Origin of the sequence: Bosea sp. OAE506 (genome assembly GCF_040546595.1) — a bacterium.
In the GTDB taxonomy this organism is placed as follows: Bacteria; Pseudomonadota; Alphaproteobacteria; order Rhizobiales; family Beijerinckiaceae; genus Allobosea.
Genome location: NZ_JBEPOB010000001.1, coordinates 2,950,522 through 2,972,824, shown reverse-complemented (window position 1 = coordinate 2,972,824; position 22,303 = coordinate 2,950,522). Strand labels below are relative to the sequence as shown.

Below are 22,303 nucleotides of genomic sequence, written 5' to 3'. Positions count from 1 at the left end.
ATCGTTTCCGCATCGATCCGCGGAAACGACGCGACAGCCCCGGAGGCGGATGCCCGCCCCGGGACTGTCTGGTCTCGTCTAGGGTCGGACCGGCAAGATGCCGGCCCTGCTCACTTGAGCTCGACCTTGGCGCCGACGGCCTCGAGCTGCTTCTTGAGCTTCTCGGCCTCGTCCTTGCCGACCGACTCCTTGACAGGCTTCGGAGCGGCCTCGACCAGATCCTTGGCCTCCTTCAGGCCCAGGCCGGTGATGGCGCGGACTTCCTTGATGACCTCGATCTTCTTGTCGCCGGCCGAGGCCAGGACAACGGTGAACTCGGTCTGCTCTTCGGCGGCGGCGGCCGGAGCGGCACCGGCGGGGCCAGCGGCCACGGCGACGGCGGCGGCGGCGGAGACGCCCCACTTCTCTTCGAGCATCTTGGCGAGGTCGGCCGCCTCGAGGACGGTCAGCGAGGAGAGCTCGTCGACGAGCTTGGTCAGATCAGCCATTGTAGGCTCCTATATAGGTAAGAGGTTCGAACGATATCAGGGGTAACTGGCCTGGATCAGGCCGCATCCTTGTCGGCATATGCCTGGAACACGCGCGCCAGCTTGGCAGCCGGGGCGGTCGAGAGCTGGGCGATCTTCGTTGCCGGGGCCTGGATGAGGCCGAGCAGCTTGGCGCGCAGTTCGTCGAGCGAGGGCATCGTGGCCAGAGCCTTGACGCCATCGGGGTTCAGGGCGGTCTTGCCCATCGCGCCGCCGAGGATGACGAGCTTGTCATTGTCCTTGGCGAAAGCGGTGGCGACCTTCGGCGCCGCGACCGGATCGTTGGAATAAGCGATCAGGGTGGGACCCGTCAGCAGCTTGCTGATGGACGCGACGTCGGTGCCTTCAAGAGCGATCTTGGCCAGCCGGTTCTTTGCGACCTTCACGGTGGCGCCATTGGCCTTCATCTCGCGACGAAGCTTCTGGAACTGGGCCACCGTCAAACCCGCATAGTGGGCCACGACGACGACCGAAGTGTTCGCAAACACCTCGTTCAGCGTCGCGACGGCATCTGTCTTTGCCGCTTTATCCACTGGGCTCTCTCCGGTAGGCGGCAGGCCTGTAAGGGCTCGCCGCCGGTTGCACTGCCGCTCCTTCGAAGCCCCGGTTGACACCGGCGCTTTGGCGGAGCGACGCTCAGTGCCCTGTCCCCTCTCCGGCGCGAGGCCGTGATCGGGCGAGATGGTTCGAACCGTCTTCGGGGTCTTGCGACCCCCTTCGAGCTCTTGCACCGTCTATGCAGGCCTCTTGGCGAAATTATGCCCTCGGGCCGAGGCCCTCGATGCACCTGCAGTCTCAGACAGGACTGGACGATTCGGGTCCCGCGATTGCTCGCTGCACCCCAAACACCCATCTTTCGGCGGCGAACCGCCAAAAAACGCGAAACGGACCCCTGCGCGACGAGCACGCCGGAGCCCACATCACTTATGGAAACAGGCCGGCGTCATAGCGCCTTCGCCCGTCTCTGCCAAGTGGCATCCTGCGGATCTCCATGCGGAGCCTCCGCGGCCGGCCCCGTTCAGGGGGCCGGAACGCCGGGCCGGCACGAGGCCGGCCACGGCGCGAAATACGGCATCAGCCGCCCAGAACGGTGTTCGGCTCGATCTTGACGCCCGGACCCATCGTCGAGGAGATCGCGACGCGCTGGATATAGGTGCCCTTGGCGCCGGCCGGCTTGGCCTTGGCGACGGAGTCGGCGAAGGCCTTGATGTTCTCGGCCAGCTTCTCGGCCGTGAACGAGACCTTGCCGACGGCGGCATGCACGATGCCGGCCTTCTCGACGCGGAACTCGACCGAACCGCCCTTGGAGGCCGCGACCGCATTGGTCAGGTCCATGGTGACGGTACCGACCTTCGGGTTCGGCATCAGGCCGCGCGGGCCCAGCACCTTACCGAGACGGCCGACGAGCGGCATCATGTCCGGGGTCGCGATGCAGCGATCGAAGTCGATCGTGCCCTTCTGGACGATCTCGACCAGGTCCTCCGCGCCGACGATGTCGGCACCGGCCTTCTTGGCCTCCTCGGCCTTGGCGCCGCGGGCGAACACGGCGACGCGCAGAACGCGGCCCGAGCCGTTGGGCAGATTGCAGACGCCGCGGACCATCTGGTCGGCGTGACGCGGATCGACGCCGAGATTCATCGAGACCTCGACGGTCTCGTCGAACTTGGCGGTCGCCCGCTCCTTCACCAGGCCGACGGCCTCGGTGAGGGGATACAGCTTGGTGCGGTCGATGCCATCACGGCCCTTGACCACGCGCTTTCCGATATGTGCCATTTTCGCCCCCTCAGCCCACGACTTCCAGGCCCATCGACCGGGCGGAGCCCTTGATCATGGACGAGGCGGATTCGACCGAATCGCAGTTGAGATCGGCCATCTTCTTTTCGGCGATCTCGTTGATCTGGGCGATGGTGACCTTGCCAACATTGCCGCCGCGGCCCGGGGTCTTGGAACCCGAGGTCAGGCCGGCAGCCTTCTTCAGCCAGTACGAGACCGGCGGCTGCTTCATCTCGAAGGTGAAGGAGCGGTCCTGATACGCGGTGATGATCACCGGGATCGGCATGCCCTTCTCCATCTGCGCGGTCTTCGCATTGAAGGCCTTGCAGAATTCCATGATGTTGAGGCCGCGCTGACCCAGCGCCGGACCGATCGGCGGCGACGGATTGGCCGCGCCCGCCGGAACCTGAAGCTTCACGTAACCCGTGATCTTCTTTGCCATGATGGCTGCTCCTGCCGCCTGCCCCGATGCCGATCGGAACGACGACGTCCCGCCCGCGGATCAGATCCGCCCGGGGTCGGGATGTTGCAGAGCGTGGTGCGGCATGAACCTCCGGCTGGCGACCGGCATGCCTTCCACGCAAGTGAGGTGGGGCCTATGGCACAGAAGGCGGCGAAGGGGAAGCCCCGTTCATGCCTTCAGGCGCACCGCGCCTGGTTCGCGCGCCGGTACCACCGCGCTCGATATAGGCACCGAGCGCGATCCCGAGATGGATGGCGACGCAGCCCAGCAGCAGGAAGGCCAGGATGGCGTGGCTCCGAAACAGCCATGCCGCATGACCGGCCCCCTCCGGCCAGATCGCCGGCAGCGACCAGCCGGCATAGATCCCCAGCGCCCCGAAATCCGAAATGCCTGCCCAGCCCAGCAGCGGCACGCCCAGCAGGCCGAGATAAAGCAGACCATGGACCCAGTGGCTGCCGGCACTGCGGCTCCAGCGCCCCTGCCACTGGGCGATGGCGCGATAGCCGAGCCTGATCAGCACCAGCGCCAGCGCGCAGACGCCCGCCGTCTTGTGGAAGGTGTAGAGCGCGTCGGCAATCGCTCCCTCGCCGAACTGCTTCATCAGGACCCCGGTGATGAACATCATCAGGACCAGGATGGCCATCAGCCAGTGCAGCGCCCGTGAGATGGGCGGCAGGGGGCGCCGCGACGAGGCGGGAGGGGCAAGGCGCTGGTCCTGCCCGTCGATACCAGCGGTCATGGTCATGCGATGGCCTGTCGGGTTTGAGCGATGTAGCCGGCGACCGCTTCGCGCAGGGCTGCTGCCTGATGATCCAGATCGGCGGAGGCGAGCGTCACCGTCTCGCCCGTCTGCCGCCAGTTCTCGACCATCGCCGCCACCTGGCGCACCTGGTCGGCGGCGGAGCGGACATCCTCGGCCGTCTGCGCCGTGCTGGCGCGGATCTCCTGTGAACTGTGCTGCTGACGCATCGCAAGCCCCGCGATCGCCGCGGCGGCACGGTCGACCTCGGCCACCGACGCGACCAGAGACCCGACGCGCGTCGCCATTCCGTCGGCAGCCGAGCGGACCGCGGCAAGCCCCTGGCGGACTTCGTCCGTGGCGCTCGCCGTGCGGCAGGCCAGCTGCTTCACCTCGGTGGCCACGACGGCGAAGCCGCGGCCCGATTCGCCGGCATGGGCGGCCTCGATCGCCGCATTGAGCGCCAGCAGGTTCGTCTGGCCCGCGACGAGGCTGATGATGTCCATGACGCGGTCGATGCCCTGGACGGCCTCGGCGAGCGCGACGCTGTCGTCGGACGCGGCGGCCACGCTCGCTTTGGCAACCTCCACCACGCGCGACGTGGACTGCGCCTCCGAGGCCGTATGGGCCAGCAGCGACGATACCTCCGAGATCGAATGGGCGACGACATCGACATGGGACGAGGCGCGGGCGGACGACTGAGCCGCGGCGCCGGCATGCTCGTCGACGAAACGCGAGAGCCCGGCCAGATCGCCGGACGCATGCGACATCCGCGCGGCATGGGTCTCCAGGGCGACGGCGATCTCGGCGATGCGCGCCTGGAACGTCGCGGCCTGGGCCTGCAATTGCTCCTGACGCTGGACCTCGGCCGACAGCGAGGACAGCTTGACCTGCGATTCCTCCTGCTGGCTGCGCTCATGGCGCAGATGGGCCAGCAGCGCCCGGCCCAGCATTCCGACCTCGTCGCGGCGCAGCGCCACGCGCTGCAGCCAGATCCGTCCGTCCTCCCCTGGCGTCAGCACCCGGGCCATGCCCACGATCGGGCGCACCAGCCAGCGGTACTCGAACGAGACCGCCAGGATGCCCACGAACAGACCGAGGAGCGAGAGCAGGATCGCGTTCTGCCGGGCGTTGCCGAGATGATAGGCGAGGCGTCCGCTCGTGGCGGCAAGGCTGTCGGCGATGGCTTGGCTCAGCGCTTCCCGGGCGGCAGCGACCCGATCGATGGCCGGTTGCAGATGGCCATCGCCACCCGCCTGAAGACGCAGGAAGACCGCAACCGCCTCGGCGGCCTCTTCCGCCTTGCGCCCCGCCTCACCATTGACCGACGAGGCGATCTGCCGGGAGACGGCCAGCAATTCCTGGGTTGCGGCTGGGTCAGCGCCGCGACCGGCCGCGCCTGTCAGCAGGAAGCGCCGATAGGCCCCTTCGCTGCGCGCGATCTGGCCGGCGGCATCGGCATGCTGCGCGATCCCGCGCGAGAATCCGTCGAGACGCAGCGAGCCGATGACTTCGGAGGCGGCAAAAAGGCTGGCCAGAAGTCCAAGCAGGAGGCCCCACAAGGCGAGGCGCTGATCGACGGTGGCCTTGAAGCTCTTGGGAAACATGCGTCCATGCCAGATGATGGGCATGGACGCTGCGTCAATCAGATTTCAGGACAGTTAACGCGTCGTCACTTGAACGACGAGACTGGATTGTCGCAGCCCCAGCAGGGCGGCCTCAGAGCTTCTCGACCTGCCCGTATTCGAGCTCGACCGGCGTGGCGCGGCCGAAGATCGAGACGGCGACCTTGAGTCGGGCGCGACCATGGTCGACGTCCTCGACGACGCCGTTGAAGGAGGCGAAGGGGCCGTCGGCGACCTTCACCTGCTCGCCGATCTCGAAGACGATCGTGGGCTTCGGCCGCTCGACACCTTCCGCGACCTGGCCCTTGATCCGCATCGCCTCCGATTCCGGGATCGGCATCGGCTTGGCCTTGTCGGCCCCGAGGAAGCCGGTGACCTTCGGCGTGTTCTTGATGAGGTGGTAGACCTCGTCGGTCATCTCGCACTTCACCAGCACATAGCCGGGGAAGAACTTGCGCTCGGCCTCGACCTTGCGGCCGCGGCGAACCTCGACGACCTTCTCGGTCGGGACGAGCACCTCTTCGAACTTGTCGACCAGGTTGCGCTGCGCAGCCTGATCACGGATCGACTGCGCGACCTTGTTCTCGAAGTTCGAATAAGCGTGGACGATGTACCAGCGGGTGCTCACGTTCTTGATTCCGTTCAACGGGCGCCGAGGATGAAGCCGAGCGACCAGCGGATGATGGTGTCGGTGAAGAGGAAGAATAGCGACGACGCCACGACCATCAGCAGCACGAGGCCCGTGGTGATGAGCGTCTCGCGACGCGACGGCCAGGTCACCTTGGACGCTTCGTTGCGCACGTCCTGCAGGAAGCTGAAGGGGCTGCTCTTGGCCATGGGTCACCTCGGGTTCCGGACCGCCCGGCGGCCACTGCCGCAAGGCCGATTCGGCCGTCCTGAAACATTCGCGGCGCGGGGCTCAGGGAGCCGCGCGCCGTCGTGAGAAGGCTTCTACAACGCCCCGAGGCGTTCGCCAAGAGGTTTTGCCGGCTGGCTCGAGCCACGAGGCGCCGGACCAGCCGCGGCTGCGGCAGACGCGATTAAAGGCCTCAACCACAAGGGTCTTGGGGCGCATCGGAGAGGGTGAGGAAGACAGGAAAGCGCCTAGGCGCAGGGGCCATTTCCTCACGATGGGAGGGAATGGCAGGGGCGGTAGGGCTCGAACCTACGACAACCGGTTTTGGAGACCGGTACTCTACCAACTGAGCTACACCCCTGTAGTCGCGGTTCCTTTGCCCCAACCGGCTCGACTTTTCAAGTCGAAAATCAGCGCGCGCGGTCGGACTACAATAAAAAAGGGCGGCGTTTCCGCCGCCCCTTCAAAGCTTTGCAGCGATCGCTTGAATCAGGCGATGATGCTGGCGACGACGCCGGCGCCGCAGAAGTCTGCGGTTTCCGCGGACGTCGCCGTTGCTTCGATCACGCTATGATCGAAGCAACCACGCCTGCTCCAACCGTGCGGCCGCCTTCACGGATGGCGAAGCGCAGCTTCTCCTCCATCGCGATCGGCACGATCAGGTGGACTTCCATGGCGATGTTGTCGCCCGGCATCACCATCTCCGTGCCCTCGGGCAGGTGCACCACGCCGGTCACGTCCGTCGTGCGGAAGTAGAACTGCGGGCGGTAGTTGGTGAAGAACGGGGTGTGGCGGCCGCCCTCCTCCTTCGTCAGGATGTAGGCCTCGGCCTTGAACTTCGTATGCGGCTTCACCGAGCCCGGCTTGCACAGGATCTGGCCGCGCTCGACGTCCTCGCGCTTCGTGCCGCGCAGCAGCGCGCCGATGTTGTCGCCGGCCTGGCCCTGGTCGAGCAGCTTGCGGAACATCTCGACGCCGGTGACCGTCGTCTTGACCGTGTCCTTCAGGCCGACGATCTCGATTTCCTCGCCGACCTTGACGATGCCGCGCTCGACGCGACCCGTCACAACCGTGCCGCGACCCGAGATCGAGAACACGTCCTCGACCGGCATCAGGAACGGCAGGTCCAGCGGACGCGCCGGCTGCGGGATGTAGTCGTCGACCGTCTTCATCAGCGCGATGATCGCGTCATGGCCGATCGCCTTGTCGCCATTGTCCAGCGCAACCTTCGCCGAACCCTTGGTGATCGGGATGTCGTCGCCGGGGAAGTCGTACTTCGACAGAAGCTCGCGGATCTCCATCTCGACCAGCTCGAGCAGCTCGGCGTCGTCGACGAGATCGACCTTGTTCATGAACACGACCAGCGCGGGAACGCCGACCTGGCGCGCCAGCAGGATGTGCTCGCGGGTCTGCGGCATCGGGCCGTCGGCCGCCGACACGACCAGGATCGCGCCGTCCATCTGCGCGGCGCCCGTGATCATGTTCTTCACATAGTCGGCGTGGCCGGGGCAGTCGACGTGGGCGTAGTGACGCGCAGCCGTCTCGTACTCGACGTGAGCGGTCGAGATCGTGATGCCGCGGGCCTTCTCCTCGGGAGCCTTGTCGATCTGGTCATAGGCCGTGAACGACGCGCCGCCCGACTCCGCAAGCACCTTCGTGATCGCAGCCGTCAGTGACGTCTTGCCATGGTCAACGTGACCAATCGTTCCAATGTTGCAGTGCGGCTTCGTGCGAGCGAATTTCTCTTTGGCCATGACACCCTGTTTCCTGACACCGGCCCTGCGAGGCCTTCCGAAAGCGCGGTCGCATTAGGGGGTTTTGGCTGCGATTGCAAGGCGCCGGCGCCCCTGCCCGCCCCTTCCGGACGCGCCCGCCGGCTCAGCCGCCATAGAGATACTCGGGCAGCCACAGCGTCAGCCCCGGCCAGAGATACATCAGCACCATGCAGAGGATCACGATCAGCATGTAGGGCATCATGCCCGCGAAGATCTGGTTGATCGTGACATGCGACGGAGCGACGCCCTTAAGATAGAAGGCCGACATGGCGACCGGCGGCGAGAGGAACGCCGCCTGCAGGTTCACGAAGACCAGCACGCCCCAGAGGATCGGGTCGATGCCGAAATGCTTCAGCATCGGCAGGAAGATCGGCACGAAGATCACGATGATCTCCGTCCATTCCAGCGGCCAGCCGAGCACGAAGATGATCGCCTGGGACAGGATCATGAACTGCAGCGGCGACAGGTCGAGCGACAGGACCCAGCTCTCGAGCAGGGCCTGCCCGCCGAGCAGCGCGAACACCGCCGAGAAGATCGCCGAACCGACGAACAGCCAGCACACCATCGAGGTCGTCTTGGCGGTGAGGAACACCGCCTCCTTGATGCGCTTCCAGTTCAGGCTCCGGGCGTGGAACGCGAGCAGGAAGGCCCCGGCCGCCCCGACGGCGGCGGATTCGGTCGCCGTAGTGATGCCGAACAGGATCACCGCCAGCACCACTGCCGTCAGCAGGCCCAGCGGCAGCACGGCGTCGGTGAGCATGCGGATGACCTCGAGCCGCTCCGCCGTCATCCGCGCATAGTAGCGCGCCATCAGCACGGCAAAGCCGAAGGCGATGCCACCGAACCAGAGATAGAAGGCCGTCGGCGGTCCCTTGCTCCCCTCGCCCGCGTCATCGGGCACGAGATCGGGCGTGCCCAGTTGCTCGACCGCCGTCACCGCCTCGGCCGCACCGGCCTGCTGGTGGATGACGACGTACCACCAGACGACCGCGAGCGTCAGCGTGATCAGCGTGAGCGGCACCAGCGCATAGCCCCAGGCCTGCAGCAGCGCGCCGCGGGTGACGGGCTGTCCGTCGCGCAGGATCCCGCGCGCCCGCCTCGGCGACAGCAGGGCGCGGCTCAGCGCCGGGAACACCCGGCCGCGATGCGGCTCGGCGAGCGCCCGGGTCCAATCGGGGACCGGAACCTGCGTCTGCTCGGGCGGCAGCTTCGGCGCCACGCGCGGATTCAGCAGCGCCCAGCCGACGATGTAGATCAGGTAGAGGAAGGCGAGGAAGAAGCCCGGGAACATCGCAGCCGCATAGAGCTTCACGACCGACTGCCCGGCCACCGCAGCATAGACGATGATCATCACCGACGGCGGGATCAGGATGCCGAGCGTGCCGCCGGCTGTGATCACGCCGGAGGCGAGCCTGACGTCGTAGCCGGCCTTGAGCATCGGGTTGAAGGCGATGACGCCCATCAGCACCACGACCGCCCCGACCAGGCCGCTGGCGATGCCCCAAAAGGTGCAGACCAGCAGCGTCGCCACCGCCAGCGCCGCCGGCACGTTCCGGAAGGCGAGCTGGACGGCGTAGAACATCTTGTCGACCAGCGCGCCCCGCTCCATCACATAGCCCATCAGGACGAAGAGCGGGATCGAGATCAGGACGTCGTTGGTCATCGCGCCATAGGTGCGCTGGACCATCAGGTCGAAGATGCGGTTCGCGTACCACGCCTGCGTCGGGTCGTAGAAGGCGGCGTAGCCGAAGATCATCCCCAGCCCCATCAGGGTGAAGGCGGTCGGGAAGCCGAGGATGATGACGACGACGATGAGCCCGAGCATGCTCAGGCCGAGGGCGGGGTCGCTCATGGATGCCGGTCTCCGCCCAGCCCGCGCTGCCGGGCCGTCTCGTCGATGCTGTGTGTGCGTTCGATCGCGGCCTTCCGCGTCGCCTCGTCGATATGCTCGCTGGCGGCGAGTTGCTCCTCGACCACGTCGATCTCGGCGACGTCCTTGAGCCGCGCCGGCCAGACGCCAGTCTTCAGGCAGACGATGCAGCGGACGATCTCGGCCACGCCCTGGAGCAGGACGAGGGCGCCTGCGACCGGGATCACCGTCTTGAAGTGATAGACCGGCGGCCCGTCGGCGGTGACGTTGGAATGCTCGCCGATGCGCCAGGAATCGCCGGCATAGTCGTAGCCCGCATAGACCAGCGCGCAGATGCCCGGCAGGAAGAACAGGATGTAGAGCGCCAGATCGAGCCCCGCCTGGGTACGCGGCCTCATCGAGCTGTAGAGGAAATCGCCCCTGACATGGCCGTTCTGGGCGAGCGTATAGGCGCCGCAGAGCATGAACAGCGAGCCGTAGAGCATGTTGCTGGCGTCGAAGATCCAGGCCGTCGGCGCGTTCAGGATGTAACGCTTGAACACCTCGGCGCAGACCAGAAGCATCAGGCCGATGATCAGCCAGGCCGCCAGCTTGCCGAAGAAGGTGCTGACGCGGTCGCAGGCCAGAAGGACTTTCTCGACGCTCATTCAGGCCTCGCAGGCGTGCGCCATGGCTGGCACCGGAGGTGCTGGCCATGGCCGATGTCGGGGAGGCTCAGAGCTTGGCGGCGACGCCGTTGGGACCCCAGTAGTGGTCGAAGGCCATCTTGCGGCTGACCACCGTGTCCTGCTCCCAGCGCGTGGCGCGCTTGGCGAAGGCGAGCTGCGACTGCAGGATCTCGGCGAAGAGCGGGTTCTCGGCCGCCTTCTTCTTCGCGACCTCGTCATAGAGCTCGAGCTGGCGCTTCAGGATCGCGTCGGGCGTCTTGTAGAAGCGCACCTTGTCCTTGGACTGCAGCTCGACATAGTCCTGCGAGTAGCGGTCGATCGCCTTCCAGGACATCTCGGCCGAGCCGGCCTCGACGGCGTTGGTGATGATCGCCTTCATCTTGTCCGGCAGCGCGTCGAACTTGGTCTTGTTGAACATGATCTCGAACTGCTCGGCGTTCTGGTGATAGCTCTGCAGCATGCAGACCTTCGAGACGTCGGCGAATCCGAGGACACGGTCGGAACTGGCGTTGTTGAACTCGGCCGCGTCGAGCAGGCCGCGATCCATCGCCGAGACGATCTCGCCGCCGGGCAGCGCGTTCACCGCCAGGCCCATCGCCGTGAAGATGTCGATCGAGATACCGACGGTGCGGTATTTCAGCCCCTTCATGTCCTCGAGCTTGGTGACCGGCTTCTTGAACCAGCCGAGCGGCTGCGTCGGCATCGGTCCATAGGGGAAGGACTGCACATTGGCGCCGATCGAGGCGTAGAGCTTGGCCAGCAGTTCCTTGCCGCCACCGTATTTGTGCCAGGCGAGCAGCATGTTGGCGTCCATGGCATAGGCCGGGCCGGAGCCCCACAGGGCCAGCGCCGTCTGCTTGCCATAGTGGTAGACGAGCACGCCATGGCCGCCGTCGAGCGTGCCCTTCGACACCGCCTCCAGCAGGCCGAAGGCCGGCACGACCGCGCCGGCGGGCAGCACCTCGATCTTCAGCTCGCCGCCGGTCATGTCGTTGACCTTCTTGGCGAAATCGAGCGCGTATTCGTGGAAGATATCCTTCGACGGCCAGGTGCTCTGCCAGCGCATGGCGATCGGCCCGGCCTGCTGCGCGATCGCCGGCGCAGCGACCGTCGCGGCCGTGGCGACCAGCGACGTCTTCAGGAACTTACGACGCGATTCTCCCTTGGTCTTCGCAGACGTCATGTCTCTCTCCCCTGTTCAAGCGCCTCTTATTGCTTGAGGCGTCTTGATCGCAGCAGAGCAGGAACACTTGTGTGACGCAAGGGCCGTGACGTCGCTTGCGCTAGTCATCAGACGAACGAACTATAACGCTTTCGCGAGCGAATTGTTCTAGGCTAGCCCGATCGCAGGCCGCAGCCGATGGGCGTGGTCACACTCGGGGGTTTTGCAAGCAGATGCAAGGTTCCCCGCCCCATGGGCCGGACCGGGGCCGCCTCGGCCAAGCCGCAGGCCAGCGGCAATGGGCCGAACGGCCGCGCCGCCGACCGCCGTCACAGCCGGCACTGTCCGCCCGGTCACTCGCGAAGAAGCCACCCGGAGAAGCGCAACGAAGCGTCGTCGATCGCGTCTTGGGCCGGATCGACACGAAGCAGGTCTATAACGGCCAAAGCTGCGAGACCGACGACCAGGCCGATCGGAGTTGCCGGCACAACCGCCTGCGACGCAGCCAGAATTCCGACGAACTCCGGATTTTCGCTCAAAGGTCGGCTGGTGACGGCCTCGAGGACAACATTGCCATCGGCCAAGCAATTTGCCTGCCCTCCGCGAGCGTGAAGCGCTTACACCATGACTTTGAGCTTCACCGCCCGGCGTCCGGCCGGCTGGTCGACGAAGCGCTTCTTGAAGCTGTTGCGCACCACCTTCCGCCAGCGTGCCGCGCAGATGAGCCGCCACTGCCGGGCTCTGCATCAAGGCGGTGAACGTGGCGTCCCATTCCGCTTGCTCGGGAGTGATCGGCACGGAGGCCCCTGCCGGATCGCGACCACTTTGGCTGGGCCGCGTAACCACCGGCATCTTCAGTTGAGCGTAGCCAGGAGCCGCCTTCGGCCAGACGATCTTGTCCGGCTCGCCCAGCCGTTATGCCGGAAATTTGACCAGCACATCGGCAATCCTTGACTCCCGGACATCGGAGATCGATCGGCGCCGCTCCGGCACCACGCAGCCCGACAGGACGACTGCGATCGCAACCGCCAGACAGAAACGAAGCATATTGGAGCCCCCGGCATGCCCAAAGTCGGGGTTTGCGCGCTGGTTGCAGACAGGCCATCACGATTGGGGCCTGCAACTTGATGGGGCCCGGAGCCATTGGCGACGACCTCGCGCCCCGCCGATGTCCTGCTTCCGCGCCTCGACGCCTTGCCACCGCGGACCTCGGAAACCCCGCGCCTTAAGGCTCAAGGCATCACAGCGAAGCCCTTTGGGCCCAGCTTGTAGAGCTGCTTGCTGACGGGGAAGCCTCCGTCCGGCGCTTTCGTCAGTGCCCGCAGCGCGGCGATCACCTCGGCGTCATCGGCGTCTCCAAAGGCGAGGACGTCGCGTGAAGGCACGGCGATGGCGACATTGCGCGGCAAATCCGGAACGTCTTTCCAGGGGTTCTCCAGGAGCAGGATCGAGGCGTTGTAGTCTCCCTCACCGAAATGGAAGGAACGCAGCTTTCCGTAGTCATGGATCTCGAGCCGGTCGACGCGTCGGACCCAGTTGTCTATGGCCGCGCGCAGCACATCCTTATCGCTCATCCCGTAGAGTCCCCCCTCTCCGATTGAAACGAAGCGTGTGATTTTAGGAAGGTCCAGCGCCGCTGCGACGATGATGTCGCCCTCGAGAGGAACATGCAGCAATCGCGCGTTGGGCTCGCCCTTCTTGCGAACCATGGCGGTGAACTGGTCGACATAGGATCGATTCTTCAAGACAGGGATCAGCGCCTTGATGAACCGTGCACGCTCTGCCTCGGTCTTGACCGGCAGTTGCCCGGCGACCGCCTCGGTGACGCGTTGCGTGAGCTTGTCGAAAGCAGCCTGCCGAGTTTTGGCGTCCGGCAAGGCATTCAACTGCGCGCTCAGCGGAGCCAGCCCCATCCTGATATCGCGGCCGGCTGCGCTGAAAACCACGTCGCCCGCCTCCACGCGCGCGGCGCTGACACCCTGGCGCCCTCTCAGCATCCCCATGAGCAGCTCCGCCATCTCGGCTTCGCTCAGAGGCCGAGCCTGGTTCAGCCGGTCACGCCCGATCGATTCAGCGAATGAAACCGCCGCTCCAGCAAGGACGGTGGCAGCCGCCAGCAATACAATCAGTGAGCGCATCGTACCGAGCCCTCCCAACCCACGAGTAGCATCGCGCATTGAGAACATAACGGCAACAGAATTCATGGACATTAAGTCAATTAAATTCCGAACACGCGCCGATAGCGCGCCACCGCCTCCCCATCGCCCGAGACCTTCTCGGGATTGTCGGAGAGCTTCACCGCCGGGCGCCCGTTCGCCTTGGTGACCTTGCAGACCAGCGACATCGGGTCGAGCGCCCGCGAGCCGTCGGGCAGACAGCCGACGAGATCGTTGGTGAGGTCGGTGCCCCAGCCGAAGGCCATGCGCACCTTGCCATCGAAATGCCGGTAGACCCGCTCGATCGCGTCGACGTCGAGCCCGTCGGAGAAGACCAAGAGCTTCTCCTTCGGGTCGCGCCCCCTCGCCTGCCACCAGGCCATGATCGCTTCGCCCGCCTCGATCGGCGGCGCCGAATCCGGGCGAAAGCCGGTCCAGTCCGCGACCCAGTCGGGCGCGTGGCGCAGGAAGCCGGTGGTCCCGAAGGCGTCCGGCAGGGCGATCAGCAGGTTGCCGCCATAGACCTGGCGCCACTCGTCGAGCACGCGGTAGGGCGCGCGCAGCAGCTCCGCGTCGCTCTCGGCGAGCGCCGCCAGCACCATCGGCAGCTCATGCGCGTTGGTGCCGATCGCCTCGAGATCGCCGTCCATCGCCAGCAGGACGTTCGAGGTACCGCTGAACTTCGGCCCCAGCCCCTCCTTCAGCGCCTCGACGCACCAGCGCTGCCAGAGATGGCCATGGCGGCGCCGCGTGCCGAAATCGGAGAGCCGGAGGTTCGGCAGCGCCTGCAGCCGCTCGACCTTGTCCCACATCTTCGCCTTGGCGCGGGCATAGAGCACATCGAGCGCAAACCGCTTCTGCCCGACCATGACGCGCCGCGCCCGCAACTCGTTGATGATCGCCAGCGCCGGCACCTCCCACATCGTCGTGTGGGTCCACGGCCCCTCGAAATGCAGCTCGTACTGCCCGTCGACCTGGCGCAGCTCGTAGTCCGGCAGCTGGAAATCCGCGAGCCAGGCCAGGAACTCCGGCGAGAACATCTGCCTCTTGCCGTAGAACGAGTTGCCGGCGAGCCAGATCAGTTCCTTCTTGGTGAAGCGCACGGAGCGGGCATGGTCCAGCTGCGCGCGCAGCTCCGCCTCGTCGACGATGTCCGCGAGGCGGATGTGCTTCGAGCGGTTGATCAGCGAGAAGGTGACCTCCACCTGCGGATGGAAGGCACGGATCATCTGCAGCATCAGCAGCTTGTAGAAATCCGTGTCGAGCAGGCTGCGGATGATCGGATCGAGCCGCCAGCCATGGTTGTAGGTCCGCGTCGCGATATCGGTGACGGTCATGGCGGTTCGGGATCCGGTGGGTCGCCGCGACGGCGTGTGGGCGTCGGGCGCTTCGCGCGCATCTGAGCGCTGCGGCGGCTGCGGCGCAAGCCGGGCGTAACCGTCGCCGGGCGCTGGGTCGCGTTGACAGACAGGGTGATCTCGGCAAGGACCGCGGGCTGGCCGGCGCGCCGTTTCGAGCAGGCGCCGGCTCCGCACGAACCGGAGGCGAGAGTGCAGGATTTGGCTGATGTCGCGCAGGATTTCGTCGGGAAGGTCCGCGACCGCTCGGTGGCGATCGGCGTCATCGGGCTCGGCTATGTCGGCATCCCGCTGGCGCTGGCCGCCTTGCGCCAGGGCATCCGCGTCATCGGCTTCGACATCGACCAGGCCCGCGTCGACCAGATCAATGCCGGTCGCGAGACCATCAAGCACATCCCGATGGAGCTGATCGTCACCGGTCTCGCGGAAGGCCGCTTCGAGGCGACGACCGATTTCGACCGGCTCTCCGAGCCCGATGCGCTGCTGATCTGCGTACCCACGCCGCTCTCGCGCCAGCGCGAGCCCGATCTCTCCTATGTCGAGCAGACCACGCGGGCGATCGGCCGGCGCCTGCGTCCCGGCCAGCTCATCGTGCTGGAATCGACGACCTATCCGGGCACAACCGACGAACTGATGCGGCCGATCCTGGAAGAGGCCTCGGGCCTGAGCAGCGGCAAGGATTTCTTCCTCGCCTATTCGCCCGAGCGCGAGGACCCTGGCAACGCCCAGTTCGGCACCTCCGATATTCCGAAAGTCGTCGGCGGCGACGGCGCCTCGGCGCTCGCCATGGCCGATGCACTCTATGCCGCCCTCGTCGTCAGGACCGTGCCCGTCTCCTCGACCGGCACCGCCGAGGCGGTGAAGCTGACCGAAAACATCTTCCGCGCCGTCAACATCGCCCTCGTGAACGAGCTCAAGCAGGTCTATGCCGCCATGGGCATCGACATCTGGGAGGTGATCGACGCCGCCAAGACCAAGCCCTTCGGCTTCATGCCGTTCTATCCGGGCCCCGGCCTCGGCGGGCACTGCATCCCGATCGACCCCTTCTATTTGACCTGGAAGGCGCGCGAATTCGACATCGCCACGCGCTTCATCGAGCTCGCCGGCCAGATCAACACCGAGATGCCCTATCGCGTCGTCGATCGTCTGGCGGAACTGGTCGACCGCCAGCTCGGCCGCAGCTTCAGCGGCGCGCGCATCCTCGTGCTCGGCCTCGCCTACAAGAAGAATGTCGAGGACATGCGCGAGAGCCCGGCCCTCAAGCTGATCGAGCTGATCGAAGCCCGCGGCGCTCAGGCCGCCTATCACGACCCCCATATCCCGGCGATCCGCAAGAGCCGCAGGCACGGTGCGCTGGCCGCCCGCCCGAGCACGCCGCTGACGGCGCAGACGATCGCCGGCTTCGACGCGGTGCTGATCGCCACCGACCATGACGACGTCGACTACGCGCTGGTCGCCGCCCATGCAAAACTTGTCGTCGACACGCGCAACGCCTGCGCCCGCCACGGGTTGACGGGTGAGACCATCTTCAAGGCCTGAGACCGGAATGACGCAGACTGAAACCACCTACGACCTCGCTGTCATCGGCGGCGGCATCAATGGCTGCGGCATCGCCCGCGACGCAGCGGGGCGCGGCGCCTCCGTCGTCCTCTTCGAGAAGGACGATCTTGCCAGCGCGACCTCCTCGGCCTCGACCAAGCTGATCCATGGCGGTCTGCGCTATCTCGAGCATTACGAGTTCCGGCTCGTGCGCGAGGCGCTGATGGAGCGCGAGCGGCTCTGGGCCATCGCCCCGCACATCATCTGGCCGCTGCGCTTCGTGTTGCCGCACCACCAGGGGCTGCGCCCGGCCTGGCTGCTGCGGCTGGGCCTGTTCCTCTACGACCACATCGGCGGCCGCAAGAAACTGCCGGCGACGCGCACCCTCGACCTCTCGCGGGACACCGCCGGCCGGCCGCTCAAGGACAATGGCGCCACCGCCTTCGAATACTCCGATTGCTGGGTCGAGGATTCGCGCCTCGTCGTGCTCAACGCGATGGACGCCGCCGCGAAGGGCGCCGCGATCCACACCCGCAGCCGCGTCGTCTCGGCCGATCGCGAGGGCGGTGTCTGGCGCATCACCGCGGAGACCAACGGCACCCGCCACAGCGTGCTGGCGAAGGCGCTGGTCAATGCGGCCGGCCCCTGGGTCGGCGATGTGCTCGGCGGGGTCGTCCGCTCCAACACCAAGGCCGCCGTGCGCATGGTCCAGGGCAGCCATATCGTCGTGCCCCGGCTCTACGAGCACGACCGCTGCTACATCTTCCAGAATGCCGACGGCCGCATCATCTTCGCGATCCCCTATGAGCGTGACTTCACCCTGATCGGCACGACCGATCGCGATTATCGCGGCAATCCGTCGGATGCGAAGGCGACGCCCGAGGAGATCGACTATCTCTGCGCCGCGGCGAGCGAGTATTTCCGCGAGCCGGTGACCCCGGCCTCCGTGGTCTGGACCTATTCCGGCGTGCGCCCGCTCTATGACGACGGTGCCAGCAAGGCGCAGGAGGCGACGCGCGACTATGTCCTGACGCTCGACGCGCCGCAGGGCCAGGCGCCGCTGCTCTCGGTCTTCGGCGGCAAGATCACGACATATCGCCGCCTCGCCGAATCCGCGCTGGAGAAGCTCGGCCCCCATGCCGCCTGGGCGGCGCGCCCGACCTGGACGGTCACCGGCACGCTGCCGGGCGGCGATTTCCCGGTCGAGGGCTACGAGGCCCAGGTCGACGCGCTGGCCGCCGCCCATCCCTGGCTCGCCCGCGCGATCATCGCGCGGCTGGTGCGGGCCTATGGCACCAGGGCACGCGAGATCCTGCTAGGCGCGGCCCATGAGGCCGATCTCGGTCGCCATTTCGGTGCCGATCTCTACGAATGCGAGGTCCGCTACCTCATGCGCGCGGAATGGGCCAAGCAGGCCGCAGACGTGCTCTGGCGCCGCAGCAAGCTCGGCCTGCGCCTCTCGGCGGCCGAGCAGGAGGCGCTGGAGGCCTTCATGGCCGAGGCGGCGGCAAACGGCTGACGCCTCCCGTCATTGCGAGCGTAGCGAAGCAATCCAGGGGACGTCGAGTGCGCCCTTCTGGATTGCTTCGCTACGCTCGCAATGACGGACGCTCCAGCTACCGCACCCCCGGCGGCAGCGAAGGCTGCGACAGGCGGCTGCCGATTTCGATGAACTTCAGCGGGTTCGTCGCCTCGCCCACCAATCGCGTCTCGTAATGCAGATGCGGCCCTGTCGAGCGCCCGGTGGAGCCGAGCCGGCCGATGATCGCGCCCGGCGGCACGATCTGGTCCGGCTTCACGTCGAAGGCGCTGAGATGCGCCATAGCGGGTCGTGAGCCCGTTGCCGTGGTCGAGTTCGACCAGATTGCCGTAGCCGCCTGCGAGCTCGGCCCGCAGCACCTTGCCGGCGCCGGTGGCGCGGATCGGCGTGCCGGTCTCGCCGCGGAAATCCATGCCCGAATGCATCGCCGCCGCGCCGGTGAAGGGGTCGGTGCGCATGCCGAAATTGCTGGTCGTGCTGTCGTCGCCCTCGAGCGGGCGGCGCAGCGGCACGATCTGCGCCAGCTCGCGCCAGCGCCCGAAACTCGCCTGCGCCTCGCCGAGCTGCAGCACGCGATGCTCGAAGCTGCCGGCGCGCATGGTCACGGAGAGCGGGATCAGCGGCCCGCCCATCGCCTGCCGCACTGGCGGCAGCCGGACCTTGCCGACATCGAGCCCGAGATCGGCCAGCGCCGCCCTAACCTCCTGCACACGCCCCGCGAGGCGCAGACCCAGCGCCGAGACCTGCTGCCCCTGCGCCTGGTCGATCCGGTCGAGCGACTGCTGCAGCAGCGCCACGCGCTCGGGGAGCGGCATCGCTTCCTCGGCCCGCATCGCCGCGGCCGCCAGCCTTTTCTGCGGGGCGACGACCGCCGGGTTGATGCGCTCGAGGATATTGCCCTGGAACGGATCGGCAGCCGCGAGCCCACCGGGCCCGCCCGGCGCCTGGGCGCCGCTGTTGGGCAGCACGGGCGCGACCGCCTGGCCCGTCAACGTGCCCAGCAGGTTCTGCCTTGCCTCGAGCTCGATCTGCCGCGCGATCAGGTCGGCAAGCTGGTCGTCCGCTCCGCCCTCCCGCGGGGCCGCCCCCGGCGCCCGCTGCGTCGCGATCGAACTCACGAGCCGGCGCGTCAGCGCCCGCATCCGTTCGTCATAGCTCGCCTGGAGGACCTGCTGCTCCTGCTGCAACGCGGCCACGACCGCCTTCTCGCGATAGAGCAGCCAGGTCGCGACGCCGGCCCAGACGGTGCCGCAGAGCGCGAGCAGCAGAACCAGGATGCGACCGAGCCGCCCCACGCGCGAGGGTCTGCGGCGCCGGGGCGCCGAGCCATCCGACGCTTCGTGCAGCCGCTCGCCCCTGCCTTCGGAGCCCGGCCGGCTCTTCAGCCGCGCTGGTTGCAACATCCGCCGCCCTCTCCCTGCCGATGCTCTGCCACCAGGGACGATAGCGCACTTTCACGATCGCTCGCGACCGGGCCAGAGCCGGCGCGGAACCCGCTCACGACACGGCGTAGGCGAAGGCGCCGTTCTCGACCGAAACCTTCGCCTCCGTCAGCGGCTTCTTCTCGAGTTGGAGGCCGAGGATCGCGCGCGAGAGCGCCGGCAGCATCGAGTTGGTGACGATGTTGTCGATCATGCGCCCGCCGGAATCGGGGTCGTTGCACTGCGCCACGATGTGCGCGACCACCGCGTCGTCAAAGACGAAGGCGGCGCTGTGGTTCTCGGCGATGCGCTTGCCGATGCGGCCGAGCTGGAGCCGCACGATGCCGCCCAGCATATCCGGCGAGAGCGGGTAGTAGGGGATCGTCACCAGGCGCCCGATCAGGGCCGGCGGGAACACCTTGAGCAGTGCCGGCCGCAGCGCCACGGCGATCAACTCCGGGTCGGCGCGCTGCCCCGGGTCGGAGGCCATCGCCATGATCTCGTCGGTGCCGACATTCGAGGTCAGGATGATCAGCGTGTTCTTGAAGTCGATGCGCCGGCCGGTCCCGTCCTCCATCACGCCCTTGTCGAAGACCTGGAAGAACAGCTCGTGGACGTCCGGATGCGCCTTCTCGATCTCGTCGAGCAGGACGACCGAATAGGGTTTGCGCCGCACGGCCTCGGTCAGCCGCCCGCCCTCGCCATAGCCGACATAGCCGGGAGGCGCGCCCTTCAGCGTCGAGACGGTGTGCGCCTCCTGGAACTCGCTCATGTTGATGGTGATGACGTTCTGCTCGCCGCCATAGAGCTGCTCGGCCAGCGCCAGCGCCGTCTCGGTCTTGCCGACGCCCGACGGGCCGCAGAGCATGAACACGCCGATCGGCTTGTTGGGGTTGTCGAGCTTGGCGCGGTTGGTCTCGATGCGCCGCGCGATCATCGCCAGCCCGTGATCCTGACCGACGACACGCTTGTTCAGCGTCTCCGCCAGCTTCAGCACGGTCTCGATCTCGTCGGCGACCATCCGGCCGACGGGAATCCCGGTCCAGTCGGAGACGACCGAGGCGACCGACTGCTCGTCGACATGGGCGTAGATCATGCGCTGCGCCGGATCGATCTCCGCCAGCGCCGCGAATTTCGCCGCCAGCGCCTCGCGCGCCACGGCCGGGTCCGGCGTCTCGGCCGGGTCCGGCACGGTGGCGAGCGGTGCCTCGGCGCCGGCCTCCTCGGCCGCGACCTGCTGGGCGACGTCGGCCTTGGGATCGGCGGCGGCGGCAGCCGTCTCGGCGAGCTTCGCCCGCAGCGCCTTGATCTCCTCGACGATGGCGAGCTCGCTCGCCCAGGCGGCCTCCAGCGTGGCGAGCTTGCTCTGGCCTTCGGCGGTCTCAACCTCGATCTCGGCCAGGCGCTTGGCGGTGTCGCCGCCGAGATCCTGGTCGGCCGTCAGCGCCGCCTTCTCCTGCGCCAGCGCAGCGATGCCGACGCGCGCATCCTCGATCGCCGCGGGCGTCGCGGTCTGGCTGATCGCGACGCGGGCGCAGGCCGTGTCGAGCAGGCTCACCGCCTTGTCGGGCAATTGCCGCGCCGGGATGTAGCGATGCGACAGCGTCACCGCGGCGACGATCGCCGCATCCGAAATGCGCACCTTGTGGTGCTTCTCCATCGGGCCGATCAGCCCCCGCAGCATGGTGCAGCAGCGCGCCACGTCCGGCTCGTCGACATTGACCGGCTGGAAACGCCGGGTCAGCGCCGGGTCCTTCTCAAAATACTGCCGGTATTCCGACCATGTCGTCGCGGCGATGGTCCGCAGCGTGCCGCGCGCCAGCGCGGGCTTGAGCAGATTGGCGGCATCGCCCGTGCCGGCCGCCCCGCCGGCGCCGATCAGCGTATGCGCCTCGTCGATGAACAGGATCACTGGCGTCGGAGAGGACTGCACCTCGTCGATGACGGAGCGCAGCCTCTGCTCGAACTCGCCCTTCATCGAGGCGCCCGCCTGCATGAGGCCGATGTCGAGCGCGCAGACGCGCACGCCCTTAAGGGGCGGAGGTACATCGCCGGACGCGACGCGCTGGGCGAAACCCTCGGCGATCGCGGTTTTGCCGACGCCGGCCTCGCCGGTGAGGATCGGGTTGTTCTGGCGCCTGCGCATCAGCACGTCGATGACCTGGCGGATCTCGTCGTCGCGGCCGAGGATCGGGTCCATCGTCCCCGTGCGGGCCTTGGCCGTGAGGTCCTGCGAGAAGCGGTCGAGCGCGGTCGTCCCCTTTGCACCCTCGGCCTGTTCGGCGCCGGGCGTGCCCGCCGCGCGCAGGCCCGAGCCGTCCATCGGCCGCAGGTTCTCCTCCTCCGAGGCCTCCCAGATCTTGGCGTGGCCGGCGGCAAGCTCGTCGACCGGGATCTTGCCGAACTCCTTCGAGATGCCGGTCAGGGCGCGGCGCAGATCGTTCGACTTCAGGATCGCGACCAGCACATGGCCGGTGCGGATCTGCGTCTCGCCGAAGAACAGCGTCGCGTAGTGCCAGCCGCGGTCGAGCCCGTCGACGATGCTGTTCGCGACGCCGGGCATCTCCGTCTCGTTCTTGCGGAAGCCCTCGATGACGCCGCCGATATCGGCGGCGAGCTTGCCCATGTCGAGGCGATAATGCTGTGCCGTCAGGCCGATATCGGTGGCAGGCCGCAGCAGGATCTGCGCCAGCCAGTGCGCCAGCTCGACATTGCGGTTGCCCGCGCCCTTCGCCTGCCGCAGCGCCTGGATGAAGGCCTCGTAGCCGACCCGGTTGAGCTTGCCTGTGACGGCTTCGAGACTGATGTCGGCCATGATGGTCTCCTCGGGC

The 22,303-nt window shown here is 67.1% G+C and carries 19 protein-coding genes, 1 tRNA gene and 1 pseudogene; 2 read left to right on the top strand and 19 right to left on the bottom strand.

Annotation, left to right across the window (positions count from 1 at the left end; all coding sequences use genetic code 11):
* Positions 1–110: 110 nt before the first annotated feature.
* The 16 genes from rplL to pncB form a co-directional block, all read right to left on the bottom strand.
* A complete protein-coding gene (rplL, locus tag ABIE41_RS14495) occupies positions 111–488 on the bottom strand; it encodes a 50S ribosomal protein L7/L12 (protein WP_192641085.1) in 378 nt (125 codons plus the stop codon).
* 56 nt (positions 489–544) lie between these two features.
* Positions 545–1,060 (bottom strand): 50S ribosomal protein L10, encoded by a 516-nt coding sequence (rplJ, locus tag ABIE41_RS14490; protein ID WP_192642778.1) that lies wholly within the window; start codon positions 1,058–1,060, stop codon positions 545–547.
* Between the two features lie 541 nt (positions 1,061–1,601).
* Positions 1,602–2,300: a 50S ribosomal protein L1 gene (gene rplA / locus ABIE41_RS14485; protein WP_192641084.1), complete on the bottom strand. Its 699-nt coding sequence runs from the start codon at positions 2,298–2,300 to the stop codon at positions 1,602–1,604.
* A gap of 10 nt (positions 2,301–2,310) precedes the next feature.
* Complete coding sequence (gene rplK / locus ABIE41_RS14480; RefSeq protein ID WP_192641083.1) at positions 2,311–2,742, bottom strand: 50S ribosomal protein L11; 432 nt, start codon at positions 2,740–2,742, stop codon at positions 2,311–2,313.
* A gap of 154 nt (positions 2,743–2,896) precedes the next feature.
* On the bottom strand, positions 2,897–3,508 hold the full coding sequence (locus ABIE41_RS14475) for a cytochrome b (RefSeq protein ID WP_192641082.1): 612 nt from the start codon (positions 3,506–3,508) through the stop codon (positions 2,897–2,899).
* On the bottom strand, positions 3,505–5,133 hold the full coding sequence (locus ABIE41_RS14470; RefSeq protein WP_192641081.1) for a methyl-accepting chemotaxis protein: 1,629 nt from the start codon (positions 5,131–5,133) through the stop codon (positions 3,505–3,507). Before ABIE41_RS14470 ends, ABIE41_RS14475 begins: the two co-directional genes overlap by 4 nt.
* An 88-nt stretch (positions 5,134–5,221) precedes the next feature.
* The gene (gene nusG / locus ABIE41_RS14465) at positions 5,222–5,755 is read right to left on the bottom strand and encodes a transcription termination/antitermination protein NusG (RefSeq protein ID WP_192641080.1); all 534 of its coding nucleotides are present in this window, start codon (positions 5,753–5,755) and stop codon (positions 5,222–5,224) included.
* 14 nt (positions 5,756–5,769) lie between these two features.
* Positions 5,770–5,964: a preprotein translocase subunit SecE gene (gene secE, locus ABIE41_RS14460; RefSeq protein WP_192641079.1), complete on the bottom strand. Its 195-nt coding sequence runs from the start codon at positions 5,962–5,964 to the stop codon at positions 5,770–5,772.
* 304 nt (positions 5,965–6,268) lie between these two features.
* Positions 6,269–6,344 (bottom strand) — tRNA-Trp (locus ABIE41_RS14455).
* A 202-nt stretch (positions 6,345–6,546) separates the two neighbouring features.
* Positions 6,547–7,737 carry an elongation factor Tu gene (gene tuf, locus ABIE41_RS14450; protein WP_069055549.1) on the bottom strand — a complete coding sequence of 397 codons (1,191 nt, stop codon included), beginning with the start codon at positions 7,735–7,737 and terminating at the stop codon, positions 6,547–6,549.
* A 124-nt stretch (positions 7,738–7,861) separates the two neighbouring features.
* Complete coding sequence (locus ABIE41_RS14445) at positions 7,862–9,610, bottom strand: TRAP transporter large permease (protein ID WP_192641078.1); 1,749 nt, start codon at positions 9,608–9,610, stop codon at positions 7,862–7,864.
* Positions 9,607–10,275 carry a TRAP transporter small permease subunit gene (locus tag ABIE41_RS14440; protein WP_192641077.1) on the bottom strand — a complete coding sequence of 223 codons (669 nt, stop codon included), beginning with the start codon at positions 10,273–10,275 and terminating at the stop codon, positions 9,607–9,609. Before ABIE41_RS14440 ends, ABIE41_RS14445 begins: the two co-directional genes overlap by 4 nt.
* 67 nt (positions 10,276–10,342) lie before the next feature.
* Positions 10,343–11,479 (bottom strand): TRAP transporter substrate-binding protein, encoded by a 1,137-nt coding sequence (locus tag ABIE41_RS14435; RefSeq protein ID WP_192641076.1) that lies wholly within the window; start codon positions 11,477–11,479, stop codon positions 10,343–10,345.
* A 332-nt stretch (positions 11,480–11,811) separates the two neighbouring features.
* Positions 11,812–12,042, bottom strand: coding sequence for a hypothetical protein (locus tag ABIE41_RS14430; protein ID WP_192641075.1), 231 nt, complete (start codon positions 12,040–12,042; stop codon positions 11,812–11,814).
* A gap of 648 nt (positions 12,043–12,690) precedes the next feature.
* Positions 12,691–13,596, bottom strand: coding sequence for a DUF1444 domain-containing protein (locus tag ABIE41_RS14425; protein ID WP_192641074.1), 906 nt, complete (start codon positions 13,594–13,596; stop codon positions 12,691–12,693).
* A gap of 80 nt (positions 13,597–13,676) precedes the next feature.
* Positions 13,677–14,951 carry a nicotinate phosphoribosyltransferase gene (gene pncB / locus ABIE41_RS14420; RefSeq protein WP_192641073.1) on the bottom strand — a complete coding sequence of 425 codons (1,275 nt, stop codon included), beginning with the start codon at positions 14,949–14,951 and terminating at the stop codon, positions 13,677–13,679.
* Between the two features lie 222 nt (positions 14,952–15,173).
* On the opposite strand from pncB, the gene ABIE41_RS14415 reads away from it, so the two are divergent.
* Together ABIE41_RS14415 and glpD are read left to right on the top strand one after the other, a co-directional pair.
* The gene (locus ABIE41_RS14415; RefSeq protein ID WP_210320867.1) at positions 15,174–16,511 is read left to right on the top strand and encodes a nucleotide sugar dehydrogenase; all 1,338 of its coding nucleotides are present in this window, start codon (positions 15,174–15,176) and stop codon (positions 16,509–16,511) included.
* 7 nt (positions 16,512–16,518) lie between these two features.
* A complete protein-coding gene (glpD, locus tag ABIE41_RS14410; protein ID WP_192641071.1) occupies positions 16,519–18,030 on the top strand; it encodes a glycerol-3-phosphate dehydrogenase in 1,512 nt (503 codons plus the stop codon).
* A 97-nt stretch (positions 18,031–18,127) separates the two neighbouring features.
* Here glpD and ABIE41_RS14405 read toward each other — a convergent pair whose 3' ends face one another.
* The 3 genes and pseudogenes from ABIE41_RS14405 to tssH all read right to left on the bottom strand — a co-directional run bounded on the left by ABIE41_RS14405 (position 18,128) and on the right by tssH (position 22,287).
* A complete protein-coding gene (locus ABIE41_RS14405; RefSeq protein ID WP_354193461.1) occupies positions 18,128–18,334 on the bottom strand; it encodes a M23 family metallopeptidase in 207 nt (68 codons plus the stop codon).
* A 28-nt stretch (positions 18,335–18,362) separates the two neighbouring features.
* A pseudogene (locus ABIE41_RS14400) lies at positions 18,363–18,464 on the bottom strand (hypothetical protein); the annotation flags it as partial.
* A 1,084-nt stretch (positions 18,465–19,548) separates the two neighbouring features.
* On the bottom strand, positions 19,549–22,287 hold the full coding sequence (tssH, locus tag ABIE41_RS14395; protein WP_192641069.1) for a type VI secretion system ATPase TssH: 2,739 nt from the start codon (positions 22,285–22,287) through the stop codon (positions 19,549–19,551).
* Between the last annotated feature and the right edge of the window lie 16 nt (positions 22,288–22,303).

What these genes read in the sequence shown, in the direction of transcription:
- rplL (WP_192641085.1), bottom strand. Translation starts at nt 488, where the DNA reads ATGGCTGATCTGACCAAGCTCGTCGACGAGCTCTCCTCGCTGACCGTC.
- rplA (WP_192641084.1), bottom strand. Translation starts at nt 2,300, where the DNA reads ATGGCACATATCGGAAAGCGCGTGGTCAAGGGCCGTGATGGCATCGAC.
- rplK (WP_192641083.1), bottom strand. Translation starts at nt 2,742, where the DNA reads ATGGCAAAGAAGATCACGGGTTACGTGAAGCTTCAGGTTCCGGCGGGC.
- ABIE41_RS14475 (WP_192641082.1), bottom strand. Translation starts at nt 3,508, where the DNA reads ATGACCATGACCGCTGGTATCGACGGGCAGGACCAGCGCCTTGCCCCT.
- ABIE41_RS14470 (WP_192641081.1), bottom strand. Translation starts at nt 5,133, where the DNA reads ATGCCCATCATCTGGCATGGACGCATGTTTCCCAAGAGCTTCAAGGCC.
- secE (WP_192641079.1), bottom strand. Translation starts at nt 5,964, where the DNA reads ATGGCCAAGAGCAGCCCCTTCAGCTTCCTGCAGGACGTGCGCAACGAA.
- tuf (WP_069055549.1), bottom strand. Translation starts at nt 7,737, where the DNA reads ATGGCCAAAGAGAAATTCGCTCGCACGAAGCCGCACTGCAACATTGGA.
- ABIE41_RS14445 (WP_192641078.1), bottom strand. Translation starts at nt 9,610, where the DNA reads ATGAGCGACCCCGCCCTCGGCCTGAGCATGCTCGGGCTCATCGTCGTC.
- ABIE41_RS14440 (WP_192641077.1), bottom strand. Translation starts at nt 10,275, where the DNA reads ATGAGCGTCGAGAAAGTCCTTCTGGCCTGCGACCGCGTCAGCACCTTC.
- ABIE41_RS14435 (WP_192641076.1), bottom strand. Translation starts at nt 11,479, where the DNA reads ATGACGTCTGCGAAGACCAAGGGAGAATCGCGTCGTAAGTTCCTGAAG.
- ABIE41_RS14425 (WP_192641074.1), bottom strand. Translation starts at nt 13,596, where the DNA reads ATGCGCTCACTGATTGTATTGCTGGCGGCTGCCACCGTCCTTGCTGGA.
- pncB (WP_192641073.1), bottom strand. Translation starts at nt 14,951, where the DNA reads ATGACCGTCACCGATATCGCGACGCGGACCTACAACCATGGCTGGCGG.
- glpD (WP_192641071.1), top strand. Translation starts at nt 16,519, where the DNA reads ATGACGCAGACTGAAACCACCTACGACCTCGCTGTCATCGGCGGCGGC.
- ABIE41_RS14405 (WP_354193461.1), bottom strand. Translation starts at nt 18,334, where the DNA reads ATGGCGCATCTCAGCGCCTTCGACGTGAAGCCGGACCAGATCGTGCCG.
- tssH (WP_192641069.1), bottom strand. Translation starts at nt 22,287, where the DNA reads ATGGCCGACATCAGTCTCGAAGCCGTCACAGGCAAGCTCAACCGGGTC.